Below are 21,537 nucleotides of genomic sequence, written 5' to 3'. Positions count from 1 at the left end.
GCTGCATCAGCCTGCTGTCCGCCGTAACGGGCCCCATAGCGAGAACGCGTAGCCGGCAGCACGGATCCGGGTCAGTGCCTGCACCGCGAGGACCGCGAAAAACACCAGCTTGAGATACGGAAGCAAGGCGCCGAGCACCACCGCGGCGGTGATCCAGGATGCCCAGCCCACCGCCGTGGCAGTCAGATAGCTGCCGTAGGCGCCGCACCCGGCGGCAGCCAGGCCCAGCGCGACGCAGAGCGCTGCCACGGCTGTTGACGGTCCGTGGCCGCCAGCTGGTAGCAACAGCAAGATGAAGGCGATCGCACTGGCGGCGCAGGCCAGCAGGATCAGGCGCAGGCCGGTACCGGCATCGCGGGCGCGGGCATGCGCGGCGTGGTCGCGGGAAAAGGTGAGTTGGCTGACATCCATGAAAGCGTTCCTGAAGAGAGTGGCTGACCCGGTCGCAGCTCCGCCAGCGGGCGTAGGGCGACGACGATGCGATGGTTTTGTGTGCGTATCCGATCTCTGCCGTCGCGCCAGATGGCTGGCGCGACCGATGCGCTCAGCGCATCTGCAGCAAACGCTGCACGATTTCCTCGGCATGGGTTTCCATCAATCCCCCCGAGCTGCCGAACGAGGTGGCATTGGTCGACTCGACATCGAACGCAGCCAGCGTGGCGTCGCCCTGCTTGACCGCGATGGAGGTCGCCATCTTGTCGCGCCCGGCCATGACGCCGGCCCAGAAGCGCGCGCCATTGCTGCGCATGTAGTAATGCGTCACCGTGATGTCCAGCGTGCGCGCACCCGGCGCCCCGGCCGTGCCCAGCAGCTGCGCGGCCTTCAGCTTGGCGTCGAGCTGTTGGCGGAACGTCGCCAGGCTGTCGGCATCGGTATCGGCGTTGCCGTGGAGCGTATAGACATAGGTCGTGCCGGCATCGGCCTTGTAGCTCTGACGCACGACGCTGTTGGTCGAGCAGGCACACAGCAACAACAGGCTCGCGATGGCGAGCGCACGCATGGTGATCTTCATTGTTCCCCCTGAGGAATCCATTCATACCGACCGTCATGGTCGGCCGGGCTAGCCTAGCAGACACTGCCAGGCCGGCGGCGATCGGTCGCCGCCGCGGAGGGTGATCAATCCCACTGGGCCACCGCCTGCACGGTGGTGGCCAGGCACGCAGTGGCAGGCGAGGAGTCACCTGCCACCGCGCGCCGGCCGGCGCCGGATCGCTCTCAGCCCTGTGCCGTGTCGTGCTGCAGATGGTAGCGGGTGGCTTCGGTGACCTCGTTCTTGGAGCCGAGGAAGACCGGCACGCGCTGATGCAGCTGGGTGGGCTGGATGTCGAGGATGCGCACACGGCCGGTGGTCGCCGCGCCGCCGGCCTGTTCGATCAGCATGCTCATCGGGTTGGCTTCGTACATCAGGCGCAGCTTGCCGGGCTTGCTGGCGTCCTTCTTGTCCCACGGGTAGATGAAGATGCCGCCACGGGTCAGGATGCGATGCACGTCGGCCACCATGCTGGCGATCCAGCGCATGTTGAAATCTTTGCCGCGTGCGCCGTCCTTGCCTGCCAGCAGGTCGCCCACGTAGGCCTGCATCGCCGGTTCCCAGTGACGCTGGTTGGACATGTTGATGGCGAATTCGGCGGTGTCTTCGGGCACCCGCATGTCGCGCTGGGTCAGCAGGAAGCTGCCTTCTTCGCGCTCCAGGGTGAAGGCGTGGGTGCCATGGCCCAGAGTGAGCACCAGCATCGTGCTGGGTCCGTAGATGCAGTAGCCGGCCGCCACCTGCTGGGTGCCCGGCTGCAGGAAATGCTCATCGCCAGGCTTCTCGGTGCCCTTGGGTGCGCGCAGCACCGAGAAGATGGTGCCGACCGAGACGTTGACGTCGATGTTGGAGCTGCCGTCCAAGGGATCGAACAGCAGCAGGAAATCGCCGCTGGGATATTGGTCCGGCACCGGCTGGCTGTGATCCATTTCTTCCGATGCGCAGGCAGCCAGATGACCGCCCCAGGCATTGGCTTCCAGCAGGATGTCGTTACTCAGCACGTCCAGTTTCTTTTGCGCCTCGCCCTGCACGTTGCCGGTACCGGCATCGCCGAGCACGCCCCCCAGCGCGCCCTTGCTGACGGCAATGGAGATGCGCTTGCAGGCCCGCGAGACGATGGTGATCAGCTGGCGCAGTTCCGGGTCGATGCGACCGGCGTGTTGTTCTTCGATCAGGAAGCGGGTCAGCGAGGGACGCGACATGGAGCAGGCAGCCTATGTGGAGAGGGGGGGCGCCATTGTCGCGAGTGTGCCGTTAGATTTCGATCATCGGATGCGCGGTTGGCCGCGCGAATGATCGGCTAGGCGCGAATGGAAGCTGTGGAGGGCGGGAGAGTGTGCACCCCCATCCGCCCTGCGGGCACCTTCCCCCGCGGGCGGGGGAAGGGAGCGCGTTGCATCACATCCGGCTGACCGTCGCCACGGCCTGGGCCACGTAGTCCAGGTTGCGCTGGCTCAGCGCGGCCACGCAGATGCGGCCGGTGCCGACGGCATAGATGGCGAACTCCTCGCGCAGACGATCCACCTGCGTGCGGGTCAGGCCCGAGTACGAGAACATGCCGGCCTGGCGCTGGATGAAGTCGAACTCCGGCGCGCCCAGGGTCGCCAGCTTGGCGACCAGGCCCGCGCGCAGCGCGTGGATGCGCTCGCGCATCTCGGTCAGCTCCTGCTCCCAGACATCGCGCAGTTCGGCGCTGGTCAGCACGCCGGCGACCAGCGCGGCACCGTGGGTGGACGGGCTGGAGTAGATCGTGCGGATGATGCGCTTGACCTGCGACTGCACGGCCTTGGCTTCGGCCGCGGTGGCCGACACCACCGATAGCGCGCCCACGCGCTCGCCATACAGCGAGAACGACTTGGAGTAGGAGCTGGCGACCACGTAGCTGTCGATGCCTTCGGCGGCCAGCAGGCGCACCGCGTAGGCGTCGGCCTCGATGCCCTGGTCGAAGCCCTGGTAGGCGATGTCGACGAACGGGAACAGCTGGCGTTCCTTCAACAGGCCAGCAACCTGCTTCCATTGGTCCTTGCTCAGGTCTGCGCCGGTGGGGTTGTGGCAACAGGCATGCAGCAGCACCACGGTGCCCGGCTCCAGCTTGGCCAGATCGGCGAGCATGCCGTCGAAGTTCAGGCCGTGGCTGACGGCATCGAAATAGGTGTAGTCCACCACCTCGAAGCCGGCCGCGCCGAACACCGCGCGATGGTTTTCCCAGCTCGGGTTGCTGATGGCGATGGTGGCGGTGGGCAGCAGCTTCTTGAGCAGGTCCGCGCCGACGCGCAGTGCACCACTGCCGCCGATGGTCTGCGAGGTGGCCACGCGACCGGCCGCCAGCAGCGCCGAATCGGCGCCGAACAGCAGTTCCTGGGTCGCCTTGTCGTAGGCGGCCAAGCCATCGATCGGCAGATAGCCGCGCGGTTTGGCGTCCTGGGCGAGCTGCTGCTCGATCTTCTGCACCGCGCGCAGCAGCGGGATGCGCCCGTTTTCGTCGTAATAGATGCCCACACCCAGGTTGACCTTGTTGGGGCGGCTGTCGGCGTTGTAGGCCTCGGTCAGGCCCAGGATCGGATCGCCTGGGACCTGTTCTACGTTTGCAAAGAAGGACACGGCATGACTCGCTGGAAGACGGAAGGTGGGGGTGTTGCCGGTGTTCGGTCGCAGGACGGCCAAACCGCCCCATCCTAACAGGGCCAAGCCGCCGGGTAGCACGCTTCTTTCCGTACGCGGGGGTGCGGTGCGCGTATGGATGGAGGACACTAGGCGGCATGCCCAGACTCACTCTCCTCGCCGCGGCCTGCAGCTTGCTGACGGCCCTGGCTGCCGCTCCCGCCGCCGCCCAGCAGGCCACGCCTCCCCAGCAACTGGCCACCGTGCAGGTAGAAGCGGCACGGGTGCATGGCGTGGACGACTTCGACCTGCCGGCCTCCATTACCGCCGTTGGAGTCGATGCCAACAACCGCCGTGGCGCCCAGTTGTCCGAGCTGCTGGACGGCGTCCCCGGGCTGGTGGCGCGCGATCGCCAGAACTATGCCCAGGACACCCAGCTGTCGATCCGCGGGTTCGGTGCGCGCTCTACCTTCGGCGTGCGCGGCGTGCGGCTGCTGGTCGATGGCATCCCGGCCACCATGCCCGATGGCCAGGGCCAGCTGTCGCATTTCAACGTGCTCGGCGCCGAGCGGGTGGAGGTGCTGCGGGGACCATTCTCGGCGCTCTACGGCAACTCCTCCGGCGGCGTGCTGCAGCTGTGGAGCGCCGATGGCCAGCCGGACGATCCCTGGCGGCTGCGCGCCACCTACGGCAGCAATGCCACCGTCAACAGCGGCGCCCAGCTGCTGGGGCAGCAGGGCCCGGTGCACTACAACCTGGCTGCCAACCACTTCCAGACCGATGGCTTTCGCGACCATAGCCGCGCCAAGCGCGACTCGGTCAATGCCAAGCTCGGCGTCGACCTGGCGCCGGACCGGCGGTTGGAGCTGGTGCTCAACTATCTGGACGCGCCGGATGCGCAGGACCCGCTGGGCCTGACCCGCGCGCAGTTCGCGGCCGACCCGCGCCAGGTCGCCGCAGTGGCTACCCAGTTCGATACCCGCAAATCGGTGCGGCAAGCGCAGGCCGGGGCGATCTTCACCCAGCAGTTCGACCAGCAGACCCTGCGGCTGATGGCGTATGGCGGCCAGCGCTGGGTGGAGCAGTTCCTGTCCATCCCGGTGGCGGTGCAGCGCAATCCACTCCATGCCGGCGGGGTGATCGATCTGGACGGTCATTACGACGGCGCCGACGCGCGCTGGGCCTGGCAGGGACAGGCCTGGGGCCGGCCCTTGCAGCTCACCGTCGGTGCCAATGTCGATCGCCAACGTCAACACCGCACCGGCTATGAGAATTTCGTCGGCGACACGCTCGGGGTCAAGGGCGCGCCGCGGCGCGACCAGCGCGACCGGGTCGAGAACATCGACCAGTTCGCACAGCTGTGGTGGCAATGGAGCGATCGCTGGTCGGCGCTGGTCGGCGCGCGCCACAGCACGGTGCGCTTCGCCTCCGACGACGCCTACATCGTGGGGCGCAATCCCGACGACAGCGGACGGCGCGACTACGCGGCCACCACGCCGGTGGCCGGGGTGGTGTTCCGGGCCAGCGAGAACCTGCGTCTGTATGCCTCGTTCGGGCGCGGCTTCGAGACCCCGACCTTCAACGAACTGGGCTATCGCAGCGACGGCGGCGCCGGCCTGGCGCTGGATCTGGGCGCGGCGGGCAGCCGCAATGTGGAAATCGGCAGCAAGTGGCGCGCGCAAAGCGGCGCGGCGCTGGAGCTGGCGGTGTTCCGCGCCGATACCGACGACGAACTGGCGGTGGCCAGCAATACCAACGGGCGCAGCACCTACCGCAATATCGGCGCCACGCGTCGCCAGGGCGCGGAACTGAGCTGGCTGCAGCCGCTCGGCCAGCGCCAGCAGCTGCAGCTGGCCTACACCTTCGTCGATGCCAGCGTGCGCGATGGCTATCTGACCTGCGCCAGCAGCGGCTGCGCCACCCCGACTGCGGTCGTGGCCAGCGGCACGCCGTTGCCCGGCGTGCCGCGGCAACAACTGTTCGCGCGCTGGCAGTGGCAGCCGCGGCAATGGCAGTTCGCCGCCGAGTCGGTGGCGTCTGCTGCCACCGTGGTCAACGACCTCGCCAGCGAGCGCGCGCCCGGCTATGCGCTGGTCAACCTGGAGGCCTCGCGCCGCTGGTCGGCGGCGCACGGCGCGCTACGCACCTTCGTGCGCATCGATAACGCGCTGGATCGTCGCTACATCGGCTCGGTGATCGTCAACGACGGCAATGGGCGTTACTACGAACCTGGCCCGGACCGCACCTATACGGTCGGCCTGCAATGGGATATCGGCGGCTGAGCATCGCGGCAGGAAACGCCAGAGTGCGCCCGTGGGGTGCGCTCCGATCGACCTGAGAGGCGGTGCCCGGTCGGCGGGTGATGCCGGTCGCAGGGTGACGGTACTGCGGTCGCAACAGGCGAGGTGGACAAATCGACAGCGCTGCGGAGATGGCGTTGTCGCCGCGGCACTTCGGCGACAACGCTTATCGGCGACAACGCTTACGTGCAGCGACGACGATCAGTGGCGACGATCAGTGGCGATCGCCCGCTGGCGCCGTGCCGGGTTTCTTGGCCGGGGTTTGATCGTCGGCAGGAATGCGACGGCCGGGTGTGTCGCCGGCGCCGCGGTCTTCATAGTGCTCGGCATCGCGCTTGCCGCGCTGCTCGCCTGGTTGCGGCGGCTGTTCGCGCAGGGGATCACGGGACATGGAGGGCTCCAGTGCGGGGTGAATGGTCAGTTCAACGCGGCCGCGGTGAAGGCGATGGCAGCGCGGCCGTGGCCGCGCTCACGCATGACTCACGAGTGGCGCGCTACTGCTGTGCTCCCCCGCCATTGCCGCCGCCTGGAGTCGCGCCATGCGCCCCTCGGACCGCCGCCCCGACCGCCGCCTGTTCAGCCTGCCACCCGATGAGATGACCGCCCCGCCCAGACGGCGGCGGAGGGGGCCGTCGGATGCAGCAGGCGTCCCGCAGGACTTCCAGTGTTACAGCGTTGCCGACTATCAGCGCCGCCGCCGCCGTGGCGGGCCGACCTGGCGCGACCTTTCGCCGGCCTATGCGTTCGCCCGCCTCACCCATGCGGCCGATTGGCCCCGTGGCGCCGATGCGCAATGCGAGCAGGAATTGGCCGCGCAGTGGGAGTGCATGCGCGGCAGTTCGCGTCTGGACTGGCCGCATGTGCGAGGCGTGGTCGAAGATGCCTGGCTCGCGCTTGACCATATTCCGATCGCCGCGGTGCACGGAGTGGCGCACTGATGGCGCGACCGATCTGGAGCGGCACGCTGTCCTTCGGCCTGCTCAACGTACCGGTGTCGCTGATGTCCGGCGAGCGCAAGGTGGACCTGCATTTCCGCATGCTCGATTCGCGCGACAAGAAGCCGATCCGCTTCGAGCGCGTCAACGCCGACACCGGCGAGGAAGTTCCGTGGAAAGAGATCATCAAGGCCTTCGAATACGACAAGGGCAGCTACGTGGTGGTGGAGGAACAGGACATCCGCCAGGCCGCGCCGGAAAGCCATGAAACAGTGGAGGTCGAAACCTTCGTCGATGCGGCCGACATCGATCCACGTTATTTCGAGAAGCCCTACATCCTGGTGCCGGGCAAGAAAGCCGAAAAAGGCTATGTGCTGCTGCGCGAAACCCTGCGCGACACCGGCAAGGTCGGCATTGCCAAGGTGGTGATCCGCACCCGCGAATACCTGGCGGCGGTGATGCCGCAGGGCGATGCGCTGGTTCTGCTCTTGCTGCGCTACCAACAGGAACTGGTGGACCCGCAGGATTACAAGCTGCCGGCCGGCGCGGTGGGCGAGTACCGCATCTCGGCCAAGGAACAGCAGATGGCCAAGCAACTGATCGAATCGATGTCCGGCACCTGGAATCCGCAGGACTACCACGACGAGTTTCGCAGCAAACTCGAACAGATCCTGCGCAAGCGGGTGCAGGCCAAGACCGGCACCACCGAGGTCGACGACGAGCCGGCCCAGCACGAAGACGCCAGCACCAACGTGGTCGACTTCATGGCGTTGCTGCAGAAGAGCCTGCAGGCCAATACGCGCACGCCGGCCAAGAAGCCCAGTGCGACGGCTGCGCCAGCCAAGAAGGCCAGCAGCAAGAAGACGGCGAAGAAGAAAGCCGCCAGGACGACCGCGCGCAAGGCCACCGGCAAGCCCACCAAGAAGGCCGCGCCGCGGCGCAAGGCCGGTTAGGGCACGCCGATGTCGCTGCGCGACTACGCCCGCAAGCGGCGCTTCGAGCTGACCCCGGAGCCGGCCGCCGATGCGCCGTCCGCCAAGCGGCGGCGGCCGATCTTCGTGGTGCAGCTGCATCACGCCAGTACGCGTCACTACGACGTCCGGCTCGAAGCCGATGGCGTGCTCAAGAGCTGGGCAGTGCCCAAGGGTCCCTCGCTGCGTGCCGGTGAAAAACGTCTGGCCGTGCAGGTGGAGGATCACCCGCTGTCCTACGCCGGCTTCGAGGGCGAAATCCCGGCCGGTCAATATGGCGGCGGCCACGTGCGGATCTTCGACCACGGCAGCTGGCATTGCAGCGGCGATCCGCTGCAGGCGCTGGCGGCCGGAAAGCTGGAATTCGAACTGCAGGGGCAACGGCTGCGGGGTGGCTTTGCGCTGATCCGCACGCGCCTGCGCGGGCGCCAACCGCAGTGGCTGCTGATCAAGCGCGACGATGCGCATGCCGCCGATCTCGATGCCAACGCGCTGGTGGAGGCCGATAGCGAAGCCACCGGCACGACGCCGGTGCAGGCCACCGGGCGGAACCGCGCTTCCAGCGCGCGAGGCAAGACGCGCGCGTCGGCGTCCAAGGCGCCCACGGCCAGTCGCGGCGATACGACCCAGGCACAGTGGCGCAAGCGTGCGCTTGCCCTGCCGGGCGCACGGCCGACGTCGTGCCCCACTGGCCTGCGGGCCCAGCTGACCTTGCTGCGCCCGCAGGCGCCGGACGGCGCACAGTGGCTGCACGAGATCAAATGGGACGGCTATCGCCTGCTGGCCGATCTGGTCGGCGGCCAGGCCGAGCTGCGCTCGCGCAACGACCAGGCCTGGAGTGCGCGCTTCCCGGAGGTGGTGCGCGCGCTGCAGGCCTTGCCGGTGCACGATGCGCGCCTGGACGGCGAGCTGGTGGTGCTCGATGCGCAAGGGCGCAGCGACTTCTCGGCGCTGCAACGCGCCCTCGACGGCAGTGCGCGCCAGCCGCTGCGCTATCTGGTATTCGATCTGCTCGGCGTGGCGGGCGTGGATCTGCGCGCCACCCCGCTGCTGGAGCGCAAGCAGCTGTTGCGCGCCTTGCTCGGGCAGACGCCGGGCACGCTGGCCTACAGCGACCACGTCATCGGGCGCGGCCCGGAGGTGTTCGCCGCCAGCGCCGACAAGGGCTGGGAAGGTATCGTCAGCAAGCGCGCCGATGCGCCTTACCACGGCGGCCGCAGTGCGGACTGGATCAAGACCAAGCACGCCGACAGCGACGAGTTCGTGGTGGTCGGCTATACCGCGCCCCAGGGGATGCGCAGCGGCTTTGGTGCGCTGTTGTTGGCGCAGCCGCAGGCGGGCGGCCTGCGCTATGTCGGCCGCGTCGGCACCGGTTTCGATGCGCCCCTGCTGACAGCGCTCACCGCCCGGTTGCGGGCTTTGCACCAGGACACCGCCACCGTCTCACTGCCCGCGCATCTCCCCGGTCGCCCACGCGATGTGCAGTGGGTGCGGCCGGTGCTGATCGCCGAGGTCGCCTTCCGCGGCTGGGCCAAGCAGGGCTTGTTGCGGCAGGCCGCGTTCAAACGGCTGCGCGAGGACAAGTCGCTCGACGAGGTCGGCGGCGACCGCACTGCCGCGGATCGTCGGTCGGCGGTAGGCGTGCGCCGCGGCAGGGCCGCAACGCCGTCTGCCTCGACGCGGGGGACGGTGTCCACTGATCAGACCGCAGTGCGTCAGCATGCGCCCGCCGTGGCAGCACGCGGGCGTGCCTCCAGCGCGACCAAGACCGCTGCAGGAACCGCCTCGCCCAAGCGGGTGCGCGAGACTGTCGGCGCAGTCTCGCTCTCCGACGACGGCGTGACCATGACCCATCCCGAGCGCGTGGTCTTTCCCGCGGTGGGCATCCACAAGGGCGACGTGGCGGCCTACTACCGCGCGGTGGCGCCGCTGCTGTTGCCCGAGCTCGCCCACCGTCCGCTGTCCTTGCTGCGTTGCCCCGATGGCGTTGCCGGCGCGTGTTTCTTTCAGAAACACCAGGGGCGCCAGCTGGGCGCGCACGTCAAGTCGCTACCCTTGCGCCAGAAGAGCGGCACTGAGGATTACCTCTATGTCGAGGATGTCGCCGGGCTGCTGGAACTGGTACAGATGAACACCCTCGAGCTGCATCCCTGGGGCGCGCGCGTCGACGACCCGGAGCACCCGGACCGGCTGGTGTTCGACCTGGATCCGGGCGAGGGCGTGACCTGGAACGCGGTGGTGGCAGCGGCGCGCGAGATCCGCAGCAAGCTGCGCGCGGTGGGATTGGAGAGCGCCGTGCGGCTGTCCGGTGGCAAGGGCCTGCATGTGGTGGTGCCGATCGTGCCGGAGGCCGATTGGGAGCAGGCGCGCGCCTTCTGCGAAGCGTTCGCGCAGGCACTGGCGACGCAGGCACCGGATCGCTACGTGGCGACGATGCGCAAAGCCAAGCGGCAGGGCGTGATCTTCGTCGACTGGCTACGCAATGGGCGCGGCAATACCAGCGTGTGTTCGTGGTCGCTGCGCGCACGCGAACGCGCTACCGTGGCGGTGCCGTTGCGCTGGGAGGAACTGGGGCGTCTCGGCGGCCCGGAGGCGTTTCCGCTGGACAAGGCGCTGCAACGCGCCAAGCGGCAACGACGCGATCCCTGGGCGGAGGTGCTGGCCCTGCAGCAACGGCTGCCCCCTGTGATCTAGCGTGTGTCTGGCAGGCGTCGTGCGGCGCTAGGCGACGCACTGGATCCGATTTGATGGCCAGTCGCGCGCTGCCATGCCGTGCGCGCCCCAGCGGGTTGCCGGCACCCGCTTGCCCGATGGCGCTCTACCATCCACCGCGACACACCCGAAGGCCATCGGCTGCTAGGGCGAGACGCTGGCCTCGCGAGTGACCCGGCTCAAGGCATCGCCATTGAGTTCGGCCACCGAGTGGCTGCCGGTCAGCGTCATCGCCACCCGCATCTCCTTTTCGATCAGCGTCAGCAGATGTTCCACCCCGGCCTGGCCGCCGGCGGCCAGGGCGTAGACGAAGGCGCGCCCCAACAGCACCGCATCGGCGCCCAGCGCCAGCATGCGCACCACATCCAGGCCGCTACGCACGCCCGAGTCGGCCAGGATCTTCAGTTCGCCGTGCACCGCGTCGGCGATGGCCGGCAGCGCGCGCGCGCTGGACAGCACGCCATCGAGCTGGCGCCCACCGTGGTTGGACACCACGATGCCGTCGGCGCCGAAGCGCACCGCATCGCGTGCATCGTCCGGGTCGAGGATGCCCTTGATCACCATCGGCCCGTTCCAGAACTCGCGGATCCATTCCAGGTCCTTCCAGGAGATCGACGGGTCGAAGTTGGCGCCCAGCCAGCCGATGTAGTCCTGCAGGCCGGTCGGGCTGCCGCGGTAGCTGGAGATATTGCCCAGATCGTGCGGCTTGCCGAGCAGGCCCACATCCCAGGCCCAGCGCGGATGGGTCATCGCCTGCCACATGCGCCGCAGCGATGCATGGGGGCCGCTCATGCCCGAATGCGCGTCGCGGTAGCGCGCGCCCGGGGTCGGCATGTCCACGGTGAAGACCAGGGTGGTGACGCCGGCGGCCTTGGCGCGTTCGAGCGCATTGCGCATGAAGCCGCGATCCTTCAGCACGTACAGCTGGAACCACATCGGCCGGTCGATGGCCGGCGCCACTTCCTCGATCGGGCACACCGACACCGTGGACAGGGTGAACGGAATGCCGCGTGCCGCCGCCGCCCGCGCCGCCTGCACCTCGCCACGACGCGCGTACATGCCGGTCAGGCCGACCGGCGCCAGCACCACCGGCATCGCCAGCGACTCGCCGAACAGTGTGGTGCCCAGCTGCAGGTCGGACATATTGCGCAGCACGCGCTGGCGCAGCGCGATGTCGGCCAGGTCGGCGACGTTACGCCGCAAGGTGTGCTCGGCATAGGCACCGCCGTCGATGTAGTGAAACAGGAACGGCGGCAGGCGCGATTGCGCGGCGGCACGGTAATCGGAAGCGGCGGAAATGATCATCGACACGAACGGCAGTGGCAGGGGCGGGGCTGAGTGTAAGGCGATCGCCGCAGGCGAGGGGACGCGACCGTCGACCAGTCGCGGCGGCGCGCGGCCGGTCCGGTCGCGATCATGGCGCGCTTGGTCGGCGCAGAGCGCGATTGGTCGCAGCGCGGTGGCCGTGGTCACAGCGAGCTGCAACACTGGTCTTATGGTCGCGCCGGGAGCGACCGGTCGCACACGCAGAGGAGTCGCCATGCGGGCAGGTCTCAGGGCAGGGTGGTCGGTTGGGGTGGCAGCGGTGATCGGACTGCTGTGGAGTGCACAGGCGGCCGCGAACGAGCCGGCCGCATCGCCGGCAGCGGAGGAGATCCTCCAGCAGCTCCAGCGGCGCATGGACGATGCCGGCATCGTCGGCATGAGTGCGGCGATCATTCGCGACCGCCAGCTGGTCTGGACCGGTGGCTTCGGCTTTGCCGACCGCGAGCGCGCGATCGCCTTCACCCCGGACACGGTGATGAACATCGGCTCGATCAGCAAGACCGTGACCGGCGTGGCGCTGATGCAGGCGGTGCAGGACGGGCGGCTGTCGCTGGATGCCGATATCAATGCCTATCTGCCGTTTCCGGTGCGCAACCCGCAGTACCCGCAGGTGCCGATCACCTTGCGGCAACTGGCGACCCATACCTCCAGCCTGACCGACCGTTGGGAGGTCTATCGCGACAGTTACCGCTGGCAGGGGCAGCCGGTCGCGCCGTTGGCGGTGTTCCTGCGCGGCTACCTGGCCCCGGGCGGGCGCGACTACCGAGCGCAGAACTATCTGCCGGTCGCACCCGGCAGTCACCGCGAATACTCCAACATCGGCGCCGGCCTGGTCGGCTACATCGTTGCGCGGGCCGTCGGCCAGTCGCTGGAACGCTATACGCAGGCGCGCATCTTCGCGCCGCTGGGCATGCAGCGCACCGCCTGGCATCGCGCAGACTTGCCACCGCAGGTGCACGCCACGCTCTATGTGAACCAGATGGGCGTCAGCGTGCCGATCCCGCCGTACGCGTTGACCACCTATCCCGATGGCGGGCTGCACACCAGCGTCAATGACTTATCGCGGTTCTTCATCGCCCTGCTCGACGGCGGCCACTACCAGGGCGCGCGCATCCTTGCGCCGGAGACCACCGCGCAGATGCTGCAGTTCCAGTACACCGCCGCCAACAAGCCCGACAAGGTCGCCCTGGACGAGAAGAACTCCGGCATCTTCTGGGCCAGCAAGTACAACGTCACCCGCGTCGGGCATGGCGGCTCGGATCCGGGCGTCCATGCCGAGATGCTGTCGGATTTATCGCACCGCGATGCGGTCGTGCTGCTCAGCAATACCTCGCTGGACAGCAGCGATGCCCGGGTCAATGCCCAGCTGTTCGACGACCTGTGGCGCTACGCCTTGCAGCTGCGCCAACAGGCCGGCGCCGCCGTGCCCGCCGCGCGTTGAGTGGCTCGCGGCGGCTGCACGTCGATGCCGCCTTGCCTTCAGCCCCGGCCGACCCCTCACCACACCCGCGGCAGCACTTTCCACGTCCGCCGCGCATGCGCTTCCCAGGCAGTCCCGAAGGCCTGCGCCAGCACGGCTTCCTCCACCTGCATGCGGCGGGCGAACGCCGCCGTGACCGCCACTGCGATCACCACCAGCGAGGCCCAGCTGCCCAACCCCACACCCAGGCCGTAGAAGCATGCCAACGCGCCGGTGTAGGACGGATGGCGCAGCCAGCGGTAAGGGCCGGCCGTGATCAGCGTATGGCCGGGCTGGATGCCCACGTCCACCGTGAACTGCCGGCCCAGCACCGCGATGGCGAAAAGCCGGAACGCCAACCCGCCGGCGACCATGGCCGTGCCGATCCACAACAGCGGCTGGCGCCACCCGGGCGGCCAGCGGCCGATGCCCAGCAGGCTCAGGGTCACCGCCACGAAGATTGCCGCGTACAGCACCGTCCACAACAGGCGCAGCGTGCCGCCGTCGCGCGCCGGATCATCCTGGCTGCGGCGGCGACGGCTGATGAACATTTCCATCGCCCACCATGCGGCGCAGGCGATCCAGAACACCAGTTGCGGCAGGTCGAGCGTCATCGTCTGGGACTCCTTCGATCAATGCGGTAGAACGGCGGGCAACGCCGCCAGGATGACCAACCAGTGCAGGATGAGGCCTGGCCACAAGCGCCGGCAGAGCAAGAACAGCGCGCAGAACACCAGACCCCAGGTAAAGAACCATCCGAACTGGCTGACGGACTTCAGCCCATGCTGGGCGACGAAGGCCAGCGACGCCAGCATGCACGCAACGCCGGTCCACACCCCGCGACGACGCAAGCCCTGCAACGCGAAGCCGCGGTACACCAACTCTTCGCAGAGACCGCCCAGCAGGCCCATCACCACGTAGAGCAGTCGCGCCTGCAGCGTGCGTGGCGTCAGGTTCGCCAGATCCGACAGCTGGGTCGGATCGGCCGCAGGCCCGTGCGCCAGCGTCCATTCCACGCCGCCGATCAGCGCCAACGCCGCCACCAGGTAGGCCGCGATCAACCATGCCGTGCCGCGTTGGCCCCAGCGCCAGCCGATATCCCGCCAGGACCAGCCCGCTTTCCGCAGCGTGAAGCGCAGCAGCGCGATCTGCAGTGCGTACCAGCAGGCAGCGCCAAGAAAGACCAGCGCCTGGGCGTCCCAATGCGCCGCCTCCAGCGCAGGCCGCTGCAACAGCAGCAGCGATAGCAGGCAGGATGCCAACGGAAAGCCCAGCAACACCGCGACCAGCGATGCGGTCGGCATGGGTCGGCAGCGCGTGGTGGTGGTCATATGCGGTACTCGGAAGCCGTCTGCAGGAGGACGCGCTCAGCATCCGCCGCCGATCGACCGTCGGCCATGGCCGCAGGTCATGACCACGACCTGCCAGAAGTCACAACCTGTCGCCAACCCATTGCTCCATGCCCAACGGCGGGCGAGCATCGCGCCATGCACCCGACCCTGCGCGAGTTCTTCGACCCGCTCAACATCGCTGGCCTGATCACCGTGGCCGCGGTGGCGCTGTCGTTCGGCTTCGAAACCGATGGCCACACGCTGCGATGGTGGCTGCTCGGCGGCTTCGCCGGGCTGTTCATCGCCTATGACTGGATCAAGGTCCGTCCCGTCCTGCGCAACGCGGCGCTGTGCACGCAGGCGGTACTGGCGCTGTGGCTGGTCTGCCTGGAGCCGCGTGCCGGCACCGCGCCGGTGTTGCTGGTCATGCTGGTGGCGCACGCCGCCCTGTGCTGGCGGCCGGCGGTGGTGCTGAGCTTCGCGCTGGCGATCGATGTCGGCCTGTACCTGGCGCTGGACGGGATGGGCGGCAAGCGGACGTGGCTGATCGTGGCCATCTACGCCAGCTTCCAGGCGTTTTCGGCACTGGTCGCCTACTACGCGCGCAACGCCGAGCGGACGCGCGACGCGCTGGCCCTGGTCAACGCCGATCTGCTGGCCACCCGCGCCCTGCTCGCCGACAGCGCGCGCGATGCCGAGCGCCTGCGGGTGGCACGCGAACTGCACGACGTCGCCGGGCACAAGCTCACCGCGATGAAGCTCAACCTGCGCGCGCTGGCCGGCGACCCGGCGCTGGCCGAGCGCAGCGAGGTGCGCATCGCCCAGCAGCTGTCCAGCGAGTTGCTGGACGACATCCGCAGCGTGGTCCAGGCGTTGCGCGACACGCGCGGGCTGGACCTGCACACCGCGCTACGGGCGCTGGCCGCGCCGCTGCCGCGGCCCACGCTGGCGCTGGATATCGCCGCCGATGCCACCGTCACCGATCCGGCACTGGCCGACACCTTGCTGCGGGTGGTGCAGGAAGCCCTGACCAACACCGCCCGGCACACCGACGCCGATACGCTGCACGTGCGGCTGCTGCGCGAGGGCGAGGCGCTGCTGCTGCGCATCGAGGACAACGGCCAGCACACCGCGCGCCTGCGCGAAGGCAATGGACTGTCCGGCATGCGCGAGCGCATCGCCGCCGCGCATGGCCGCCTGGACATCGATCTCACCCCCCATGGCGCGCTGCGCCTGACCGCCAGGATTCCCGCATGAATCAGCGCGATTCCATGACGGTCGCCCTGGCCGACGACCAGGCCTTGGTGCGCGCCGGTCTGCGCGCCCTGCTGCAGCAGCAAGGCATCACGGTGGCGTTCGAGGTCAGCGACGGCGCCGAACTGATCGCGCGGTTGGCCGCCCAGCCGGTGGACGTGGTGCTCAGCGACATCCGCATGCCCGGCATGGACGGCATCCAGGCGCTGGAGCAGTTGCGCACGCAAGGCGATGGCACCCCGGTGTTGCTGCTCACCACCTTTGACGAATCGGATCTGCTGCTGCGCGCGACCGCCGCCGGCGCGCAGGGCTTCCTGCTCAAGGATGCCGCGCCGGAGGACCTGCGCGAGGCGATCGCCCGCGTGGCCGCCGGCGAGACCCTGCTGCAGCCGGTCAGCACCGACCCGGTGCGTGCGCGCTATCGCTATCGCGACGAGGACGCCCCGCGCGATACCTTCAACGAACGCGAAGTGGCGATTCTGCGCCTGCTCGCCGGTGGTTACTCCAACAAGGAGATCGCCCGCAGCCTGTTCCTGGCCGAAGGCACGGTGAAGAACTACGTCTCCAACATCCTCGACAAGCTCGGCACCCGCGATCGGACCCGCGCGGTGTTGAAGGCGATTACGTTGCGGGTGATTTGAGGGGTTCGGGACTCGGGACCCGGGTCCCGGAGCGGCAATGGCAATGGCAATGGCGGATGTGCCGGGTGCGGAGCGGGTGCGTTAGCTGGTACGCGCGAGCAAGGAAGCGTGCGGCGGCAACCAGTCGCGTGCCGTACGTCGCTGGCGTCGGCGGGAACTATTGCGCTGGGCCGGTGGCGGGTTTGAGCTCGAAGAGATCGGCGTCACGGCCAGTCGGCTCCGAGGTCTACCGCAGCCACGTCGCTAGGTGTGCGGGCATCGGTGAGCGCGTCTGGGCGACGGCGGCGGACGACTGCATCGCGCCCGGGCCGAACGATGGTGCCCCTGATGATGCGTTCGCTGTCCACACGCCGACGGGCGATGGCTGCCGCCATGGACACGTGCGCCGCAGTGGATCAGCCCCCGTGGCAGCCGACGCTGCGACGGCGATCCCGCCCGCGGATGCCCGTCGATGGCCTGGGCCGCGCACCGACCAAGCGTGTGTCTATATGACGGATCCTTTTGATCGATAAGGGAATCCTCGCATGGCGAATGCGCGCAGCAGCAACCGTAAGGTTGCCGGAAGGTCGGCAAGCGCCGTGCTCGGGAGGCTGTGCGGGCGGCCAGGGGTGCCGCCCGGTTGCGCGTCGCGCGCCGGCCTCCAGGGGAACTGTCATGCGCCTTGTCCGAAGCCTGCTCCTGCTGTGCCTGCTGTCCTTTACCGTCGCCTGGTCGGCCCCGACCCAGGCCGATCTGCCCGATCCCTGGGTCCAGGCTGCGCTATTGGCGCAGGGGATGTACTGATCCAGGCGACGCATGCGGCGTGGTCGGCAGCATCAATGTGCCGAAGACCTCAGAAGGCGCCTTCCATGGCCACGGACGTCGGCAGATCCGGCAGCACGCGTGGACAGGGGATGGCCCGCCGCGCTCGCAAGGCAGCTGCATCGGCAATCTCGCCATGGCCGCGAGGAGCGGAAGACCCGGACGGCGGCCGTTGCCACCGTCCGGCGCGGACGCTTATGGGGTGATCTGCGGGTCGTTCCCAACCTCCGGATCGCAGCTGAAGACGTCCCGGCGTTGAAGGTCCTCGACGACCACCATGAAGAAAATCAGGGTCGAACGATCATTGGCGTTGCGGAACGAGACCCAGCGACCATCGGGGCAGTACTGGATGTTGCTGATCTGATTCTGCGAATCGGAACTGATCAGGTTGCGGATCCTGAAATTGAAGCCCACCGCTTCGTCGAACCGGTAGCGCATGGTCACGTTGCGCTCTTGGCTCGGCGTCAGCATCAGCGACGGCTGGAAGTGATACTGATACTTGCCGTGGCCGGTATTGCCGCCAATCTCCACATAAGCCACCGACATCGCGCAATCGATGTTGACCGGTTGGGGCTGGCAGGCGATCTTTTTTTCCTGTTCCGTCATGAGGTTGTCTGTTCCTGGAGGAGCGGGGCATAGAAGGAGACGAACCCCGGGTGGCGGTAGCCCGCCCGATACAGCCACCCGAGTTGCTGCATGACGGCCCCCTGCCGACCCAGATGGATCTGTGCACGGATCCACGGATCGAGCAGGGCTTTGTTGTGGCTGGTAGAAACGTCGGCGCCGAGCACCGCCACCGCCCGTTCCCAGCATCCATGTGCGGCGTCGAGCTCGCCGACGACGGCGTATTGTTCGCCTTGCCAGACCAATGCATGGGCTAGCGTGGTCGGCCCCAGCGGATCCTGGGGCCGGCCGCGATGCAGGGTCTCCAGCCGGGCGACGCTGGCCTGCAGGGCCGCCGCGCGCGCGGGCGACGCGGCCGGCTGCAGATACGCCAGGCGCAGGGCAATCACGGCATCCAGCCATTGCCATTCCGGTAGCACCTGCCCCTGCCGCAGCAACGGCGCCAGGCGTTGCTGCGCCTGCTCTAGTGCACGTTGTCCCTGTGCGGACCGTCCATCCAGGGCCGCCGCCCAGCCGACCTGTGCGTAAGCATGGGCCAGGTCGCGCTGCCATTGCAGGTTGTCCGGTTGCAGGGTGACCAACGGTTGCAGGATTGCCACCGTGGCCTGTGCATCGGCCTGCGCCTGTGTGGTTTGACCGCGTGCCAGCGCCAGGTTGGATGCGAGCAGCAGCGAGGCAGCCAACCGCCGCCTCCAGGTGTCGGCGTCTGGCGCGGCCGCCACCAGCGTGCGCAGCATCGCGATCTGCTCACGATATCCAGCTTCGGCATCCACCAGCAGGCCTTGCGCCTCCTGTGCGGAGCTGCGCCATGACAGGCCATTGATCAATTCATAGCGCACGCTGGCGTTATCCGGCGCGACGGCCAGCACCCCTTGTTTGAGCGCGATTGATCGAGTGAACAGTGGAATGGCACTGGCCGCATCGCCCTGGCTCTGCGCCAGCGAACCGAGATTGGTGAGCGCGTAGGACAGTTCAAGCTGCCAGCGTGGGTCCTGCGGGGCGGTACGCTGCAAGTCCTCGGCAATGGCCAAGTAGCGCAACCAGTGCTCACGCGCCAACGCCGGTTGCTTACGTTGATAAGCCAGATAGCCACGCCAGTAGGCTGCCTGCCCCGTTTCTGCCCGCGCTTCCAGTAGATGCGGAGCACGCTGCGCCGCTTGGTCGGCGATGACCGAGGCGCGCAGGAATGCCGCCTGTGCCTCCTCCAGCTTGCCCTGGTTCATCAACACCTCGCCGGTCGTACGCAATGCGCGGGCGTGGTTGACCAGTTCCGGTGCCTGCATGCCGGCGCTCGGCAGGTCCTGCAGGTAGCGCAGGGCGCGATTGCCGACGCTGTCGAGCAGCTTGAGGTTGCCCAGCGTGCGCAACTGCTCGGCCAGGTCGCCGAGCAGATAGGCCACCAGTTGTTGGGCCTCGTCGCGCCGGCGTTCGGCCACCTGCTGCGCCTGGCGCGCTTGCCAACCCAGCAGCAGCGAGGCGCTGGCCAGCAGCACCAAGGTGGCCGCAGCACTCGCATACAGGCCGCGGCGTTGCCGCTGCGCGCGTTCGCAGGCACGCAGGAACGCATGTTCCGCCGCATCCAGGTCCTGCGGCAGCCGGCGTGCTGCTTCGCGCGCTTCGCTCAAAGGGCGCCCGCTGTTGAGCAGATGATCGCGACGACGGCCTTCGCTGGCCCAGCGTCGCGCAGCCAGTTGCAGGCGCCGCCGTGCCTGCAACAACCGCCGGTTTTCGTGGATCCATTCGACCGCGCGCGGCCACTGCCGCAGGAGCGCCTCGTGTGCGAGCGCAAAGCCGGCCTCGCCGGCGATCAGTGTGCCGACGAACAACCGCGCCTGCACGAAGGCCTCCGCCAACCGGCGCGCAGGTCCCGCACTCGGCAACGCCGACCACGCCACCCAGCGTGCGGTCACCGCCGCGCTGTCGGGATGGATCACGCTCAGATGCGCCAGCACCTCCCCCAAGGCCTGCTGCGCCGGTGGCGGCAACGCGGCGAAGGTCGCTTCGGCATGCCGCGCCAACGCCCCTTCCAGGCCACCGAGCGCATGGTAGGCGGCAAAGCTGAGCAAGCCGCCATCGTCGCGCCGCAGGTAGAGCGCATGCAGCAGATGTTGCAGCAGTGGCAGCGCATCGGGTTGGCGCGCAGTGGCGTCGCGCAGCACATCGTCCAGACGGGTGCCACTGGCGGCATCTTCCTCGAACTGCAGCCCGGCCATCGCCACCGGCACGCGGATGATCTGGGCAATCTCGCCCGCGCGCGGTGCCAGCAAGTCCAGATGGCCATCGCCTTGCTTGAGCTCGGCGACGACCGGCACGGCTTCGATCAGACGCGGATAGAAATCGCTGCGGGTCAGCAGCAGCACCGCCACCTGCGCACTGCGGCACAGCGCCTGCAATGCGGCTGCCAGCGCGTGGCGATCGCGCCCGTCGATGCCCGGCGTGGACACCATGGCCTCGGCATGGTCGATCACCAACAGCAGGTGGCGCTGGACCGGCTCGCCGCCGCGTAGCGGGGCGGTGCGCCGCAAGGCCTCGGCGACCGCCGCGTGCAACGGCGCCGGTGCCTCCAACCAGTCCGGCAGCTGCGCCAGCTGGGCCGGTGAGAACACCGGCCGTCCGTCCACGTCCCAGTCGCTCAGCGCCCGCACCAGCGCGGCGCGCACATCGCCGCCGCGACAGGCTGCCAGCGTGCAATACCCCACGGCCGCCGCCTGCAGCCCGTCCAGGCCGCTGGCGCGGGTGAGCAGCGGCAGCACGCCGGCGCGCAGTAGCGAGGTCTTGCCGCAGCCGCTACCGCCGCTGATCACCACCAATCCGCGGCCACGCTGCAGCTGCGCGCGCAGCGCGGTCAGCACCTGCGCGATGGCGTGACTGCGACCGCAGAACACCTCTGCATGTGCGGGATCGAAGGCTTCCAGCCCCACGAACGGGCTGCCCTGCGTCCAGGTCGGCGTGGCCGGCACTGCGCCGCGGTAGTCCTGCGGAAACACGACCGGCGGCAGCAAGCGGTAGCCGCGCTTGCGGATGGTTTCGATATAGCGCGGTTGCCGGCTGTCGTCGCCGAGCCGGCGGCGCAGCTGGGCGATGGTCTTGTGGACCGGGTTATCGCCGTAGAAGCTGCCCTGCCACACCTCGATCAACAACTGTTCGGCGCTGACGACCTCGCCGGCGCGCTCGGCCAGGGCGATCAGTACCTCCATCATGCGCGGTTCCAACAGCACCGTCTGGCGCTGATCGTGCAGCGCCAGACGCTCCGGTTCGACCAACCACTCGCCCAGCCGAAAGCGCGGCACCGAGCCCAGCTGCGTAATGCGCTCGCTTCGAACAGGCATGCAGGGAACCGGTCGTCCAACGAAAAGGAGCCTGGGCGCTCGCGTTGGCGGCGACCGGGTGCGGCACGGCAGATGGCGAGAAAAAATAGCATAGGCCGCCATGCCTGGATTCGACCGCCGTCGCGCTCGTGCGTGTGCGCTGCCGCGGTGTCGTGTGGCCGGCCGCAGCGTGCCACACGCGCGGTTCGCCGCGCAGCCATCGGCTGGCGCGGATGCGGCGACA

General features: G+C 68.5%; 18 protein-coding genes. 8 read left to right on the top strand and 10 right to left on the bottom strand.

Annotated elements, in window-relative coordinates; translation table 11 throughout:
• Nucleotides 1–6 precede the first annotated feature (6 nt).
• The 4 genes from CKY51_RS21310 to CKY51_RS21295 all read right to left on the bottom strand — a co-directional run bounded on the left by CKY51_RS21310 (nt 7) and on the right by CKY51_RS21295 (nt 3,631).
• A complete protein-coding gene (locus tag CKY51_RS21310; protein ID WP_022971598.1) occupies nt 7–411 on the bottom strand; it encodes a hypothetical protein in 405 nt (134 codons plus the stop codon).
• 133 nt (nt 412–544) lie between these two features.
• On the bottom strand, nt 545–1,012 hold the full coding sequence (locus CKY51_RS21305; protein WP_022971599.1) for a DUF4410 domain-containing protein: 468 nt from the start codon (nt 1,010–1,012) through the stop codon (nt 545–547).
• 203 nt (nt 1,013–1,215) lie between these two features.
• The gene (locus CKY51_RS21300; RefSeq protein WP_022971600.1) at nt 1,216–2,232 is read right to left on the bottom strand and encodes a class 1 fructose-bisphosphatase; all 1,017 of its coding nucleotides are present in this window, start codon (nt 2,230–2,232) and stop codon (nt 1,216–1,218) included.
• Between the two features lie 196 nt (nt 2,233–2,428).
• Complete coding sequence (locus CKY51_RS21295; RefSeq protein ID WP_022971601.1) at nt 2,429–3,631, bottom strand: amino acid aminotransferase; 1,203 nt, start codon at nt 3,629–3,631, stop codon at nt 2,429–2,431.
• A 158-nt stretch (nt 3,632–3,789) separates the two neighbouring features.
• On the opposite strand from CKY51_RS21295, the gene CKY51_RS21290 reads away from it, so the two are divergent.
• Nucleotides 3,790–5,913 carry a TonB-dependent receptor family protein gene (locus CKY51_RS21290; RefSeq protein WP_022971602.1) on the top strand — a complete coding sequence of 708 codons (2,124 nt, stop codon included), beginning with the start codon at nt 3,790–3,792 and terminating at the stop codon, nt 5,911–5,913.
• 232 nt (nt 5,914–6,145) lie between these two features.
• Here the strand turns inward: CKY51_RS21290 and CKY51_RS22535 are convergent, their stop codons facing one another.
• Complete coding sequence (locus CKY51_RS22535; RefSeq protein ID WP_170292360.1) at nt 6,146–6,322, bottom strand: hypothetical protein; 177 nt, start codon at nt 6,320–6,322, stop codon at nt 6,146–6,148.
• A gap of 148 nt (nt 6,323–6,470) precedes the next feature.
• Here CKY51_RS22535 and CKY51_RS21285 point away from each other — a divergent pair, with 148 nt between their 5' ends.
• The 3 genes from CKY51_RS21285 to ligD are packed head-to-tail and all read left to right on the top strand — an operon-like array spanning nt 6,471 to nt 10,531.
• A complete protein-coding gene (locus tag CKY51_RS21285; protein ID WP_022971603.1) occupies nt 6,471–6,869 on the top strand; it encodes a hypothetical protein in 399 nt (132 codons plus the stop codon).
• Nucleotides 6,869–7,819, top strand: a complete 951-nt coding sequence (gene ku, locus CKY51_RS21280; protein WP_022971604.1) for a non-homologous end joining protein Ku — start codon at nt 6,869–6,871, stop codon at nt 7,817–7,819. The genes CKY51_RS21285 and ku overlap by 1 nt, the downstream gene beginning before the upstream one ends.
• A 9-nt stretch (nt 7,820–7,828) precedes the next feature.
• Nucleotides 7,829–10,531, top strand: coding sequence for a DNA ligase D (gene ligD / locus CKY51_RS21275; protein ID WP_031339155.1), 2,703 nt, complete (start codon nt 7,829–7,831; stop codon nt 10,529–10,531).
• Nucleotides 10,532–10,693: 162 nt separating this feature from the next.
• Here the strand turns inward: ligD and lldD are convergent, their stop codons facing one another.
• The gene (gene lldD, locus CKY51_RS21270; protein ID WP_031339156.1) at nt 10,694–11,854 is read right to left on the bottom strand and encodes an FMN-dependent L-lactate dehydrogenase LldD; all 1,161 of its coding nucleotides are present in this window, start codon (nt 11,852–11,854) and stop codon (nt 10,694–10,696) included.
• A gap of 235 nt (nt 11,855–12,089) precedes the next feature.
• Between lldD and CKY51_RS21265 the strand changes: the two genes are divergently transcribed.
• Nucleotides 12,090–13,316 carry a serine hydrolase domain-containing protein gene (locus CKY51_RS21265; RefSeq protein ID WP_238319457.1) on the top strand — a complete coding sequence of 409 codons (1,227 nt, stop codon included), beginning with the start codon at nt 12,090–12,092 and terminating at the stop codon, nt 13,314–13,316.
• Between the two features lie 56 nt (nt 13,317–13,372).
• Here CKY51_RS21265 and CKY51_RS21260 read toward each other — a convergent pair whose 3' ends face one another.
• Together CKY51_RS21260 and CKY51_RS21255 are read right to left on the bottom strand one after the other, a co-directional pair.
• Entirely contained in the window at nt 13,373–13,948 is a 576-nt protein-coding gene (locus tag CKY51_RS21260) for a methyltransferase family protein (protein WP_022971607.1), read from the bottom strand.
• Nucleotides 13,949–13,966: 18 nt separating this feature from the next.
• Nucleotides 13,967–14,665 carry a CPBP family intramembrane glutamic endopeptidase gene (locus CKY51_RS21255; RefSeq protein WP_022971608.1) on the bottom strand — a complete coding sequence of 233 codons (699 nt, stop codon included), beginning with the start codon at nt 14,663–14,665 and terminating at the stop codon, nt 13,967–13,969.
• A gap of 66 nt (nt 14,666–14,731) precedes the next feature.
• Here CKY51_RS21255 and CKY51_RS21250 point away from each other — a divergent pair, with 66 nt between their 5' ends.
• The 3 genes from CKY51_RS21250 (at nt 14,732) to CKY51_RS22865 (ending at nt 17,343) form a co-directional block, all read left to right on the top strand.
• Entirely contained in the window at nt 14,732–15,922 is a 1,191-nt protein-coding gene (locus CKY51_RS21250) for a sensor histidine kinase (RefSeq protein ID WP_031339162.1), read from the top strand.
• Nucleotides 15,919–16,560, top strand: coding sequence for a response regulator transcription factor (locus CKY51_RS21245; RefSeq protein WP_022971610.1), 642 nt, complete (start codon nt 15,919–15,921; stop codon nt 16,558–16,560). Before CKY51_RS21250 ends, CKY51_RS21245 begins: the two co-directional genes overlap by 4 nt.
• A gap of 654 nt (nt 16,561–17,214) precedes the next feature.
• Nucleotides 17,215–17,343 (top strand): hypothetical protein, encoded by a 129-nt coding sequence (locus CKY51_RS22865; protein WP_022971611.1) that lies wholly within the window; start codon nt 17,215–17,217, stop codon nt 17,341–17,343.
• A gap of 213 nt (nt 17,344–17,556) precedes the next feature.
• Here the strand turns inward: CKY51_RS22865 and CKY51_RS21240 are convergent, their stop codons facing one another.
• Both CKY51_RS21240 and CKY51_RS21235 read right to left on the bottom strand, forming a co-directional pair.
• The gene (locus CKY51_RS21240; protein WP_244952564.1) at nt 17,557–17,967 is read right to left on the bottom strand and encodes a hypothetical protein; all 411 of its coding nucleotides are present in this window, start codon (nt 17,965–17,967) and stop codon (nt 17,557–17,559) included.
• Entirely contained in the window at nt 17,964–21,314 is a 3,351-nt protein-coding gene (locus tag CKY51_RS21235) for an nSTAND1 domain-containing NTPase (RefSeq protein ID WP_152249918.1), read from the bottom strand. The genes CKY51_RS21240 and CKY51_RS21235 overlap by 4 nt, the downstream gene beginning before the upstream one ends.
• Nucleotides 21,315–21,537 lie beyond the last annotated feature (223 nt).

This window comes from Xanthomonas maliensis (assembly GCF_009192945.1).
Lineage (GTDB): Bacteria > Pseudomonadota > Gammaproteobacteria > Xanthomonadales > Xanthomonadaceae > Xanthomonas > Xanthomonas maliensis.
Note: the sequence above shows the minus strand (reverse complement) of the source record. Positions and strands in the feature narration are given on the sequence as shown.

What these genes read in the sequence shown, in the direction of transcription:
- CKY51_RS21265 (WP_238319457.1), top strand. Translation starts at nt 12,090, where the DNA reads ATGCGGGCAGGTCTCAGGGCAGGGTGGTCGGTTGGGGTGGCAGCGGTG.
- ku (WP_022971604.1), top strand. Translation starts at nt 6,869, where the DNA reads ATGGCGCGACCGATCTGGAGCGGCACGCTGTCCTTCGGCCTGCTCAAC.
- CKY51_RS21235 (WP_152249918.1), bottom strand. Translation starts at nt 21,314, where the DNA reads ATGCCTGTTCGAAGCGAGCGCATTACGCAGCTGGGCTCGGTGCCGCGC.
- CKY51_RS21240 (WP_244952564.1), bottom strand. Translation starts at nt 17,967, where the DNA reads ATGACGGAACAGGAAAAAAAGATCGCCTGCCAGCCCCAACCGGTCAAC.
- CKY51_RS21260 (WP_022971607.1), bottom strand. Translation starts at nt 13,948, where the DNA reads ATGACGCTCGACCTGCCGCAACTGGTGTTCTGGATCGCCTGCGCCGCA.
- CKY51_RS21245 (WP_022971610.1), top strand. Translation starts at nt 15,919, where the DNA reads ATGAATCAGCGCGATTCCATGACGGTCGCCCTGGCCGACGACCAGGCC.
- CKY51_RS21250 (WP_031339162.1), top strand. Translation starts at nt 14,732, where the DNA reads ATGGCCGCAGGTCATGACCACGACCTGCCAGAAGTCACAACCTGTCGC.
- CKY51_RS21255 (WP_022971608.1), bottom strand. Translation starts at nt 14,665, where the DNA reads ATGACCACCACCACGCGCTGCCGACCCATGCCGACCGCATCGCTGGTC.
- ligD (WP_031339155.1), top strand. Translation starts at nt 7,829, where the DNA reads ATGTCGCTGCGCGACTACGCCCGCAAGCGGCGCTTCGAGCTGACCCCG.
- lldD (WP_031339156.1), bottom strand. Translation starts at nt 11,854, where the DNA reads ATGATCATTTCCGCCGCTTCCGATTACCGTGCCGCCGCGCAATCGCGC.
- CKY51_RS21310 (WP_022971598.1), bottom strand. Translation starts at nt 411, where the DNA reads ATGGATGTCAGCCAACTCACCTTTTCCCGCGACCACGCCGCGCATGCC.
- CKY51_RS21290 (WP_022971602.1), top strand. Translation starts at nt 3,790, where the DNA reads ATGCCCAGACTCACTCTCCTCGCCGCGGCCTGCAGCTTGCTGACGGCC.
- CKY51_RS22865 (WP_022971611.1), top strand. Translation starts at nt 17,215, where the DNA reads ATGCGCCTTGTCCGAAGCCTGCTCCTGCTGTGCCTGCTGTCCTTTACC.
- CKY51_RS21300 (WP_022971600.1), bottom strand. Translation starts at nt 2,232, where the DNA reads ATGTCGCGTCCCTCGCTGACCCGCTTCCTGATCGAAGAACAACACGCC.
- CKY51_RS21305 (WP_022971599.1), bottom strand. Translation starts at nt 1,012, where the DNA reads ATGAAGATCACCATGCGTGCGCTCGCCATCGCGAGCCTGTTGTTGCTG.
- CKY51_RS22535 (WP_170292360.1), bottom strand. Translation starts at nt 6,322, where the DNA reads ATGTCCCGTGATCCCCTGCGCGAACAGCCGCCGCAACCAGGCGAGCAG.
- CKY51_RS21285 (WP_022971603.1), top strand. Translation starts at nt 6,471, where the DNA reads ATGCGCCCCTCGGACCGCCGCCCCGACCGCCGCCTGTTCAGCCTGCCA.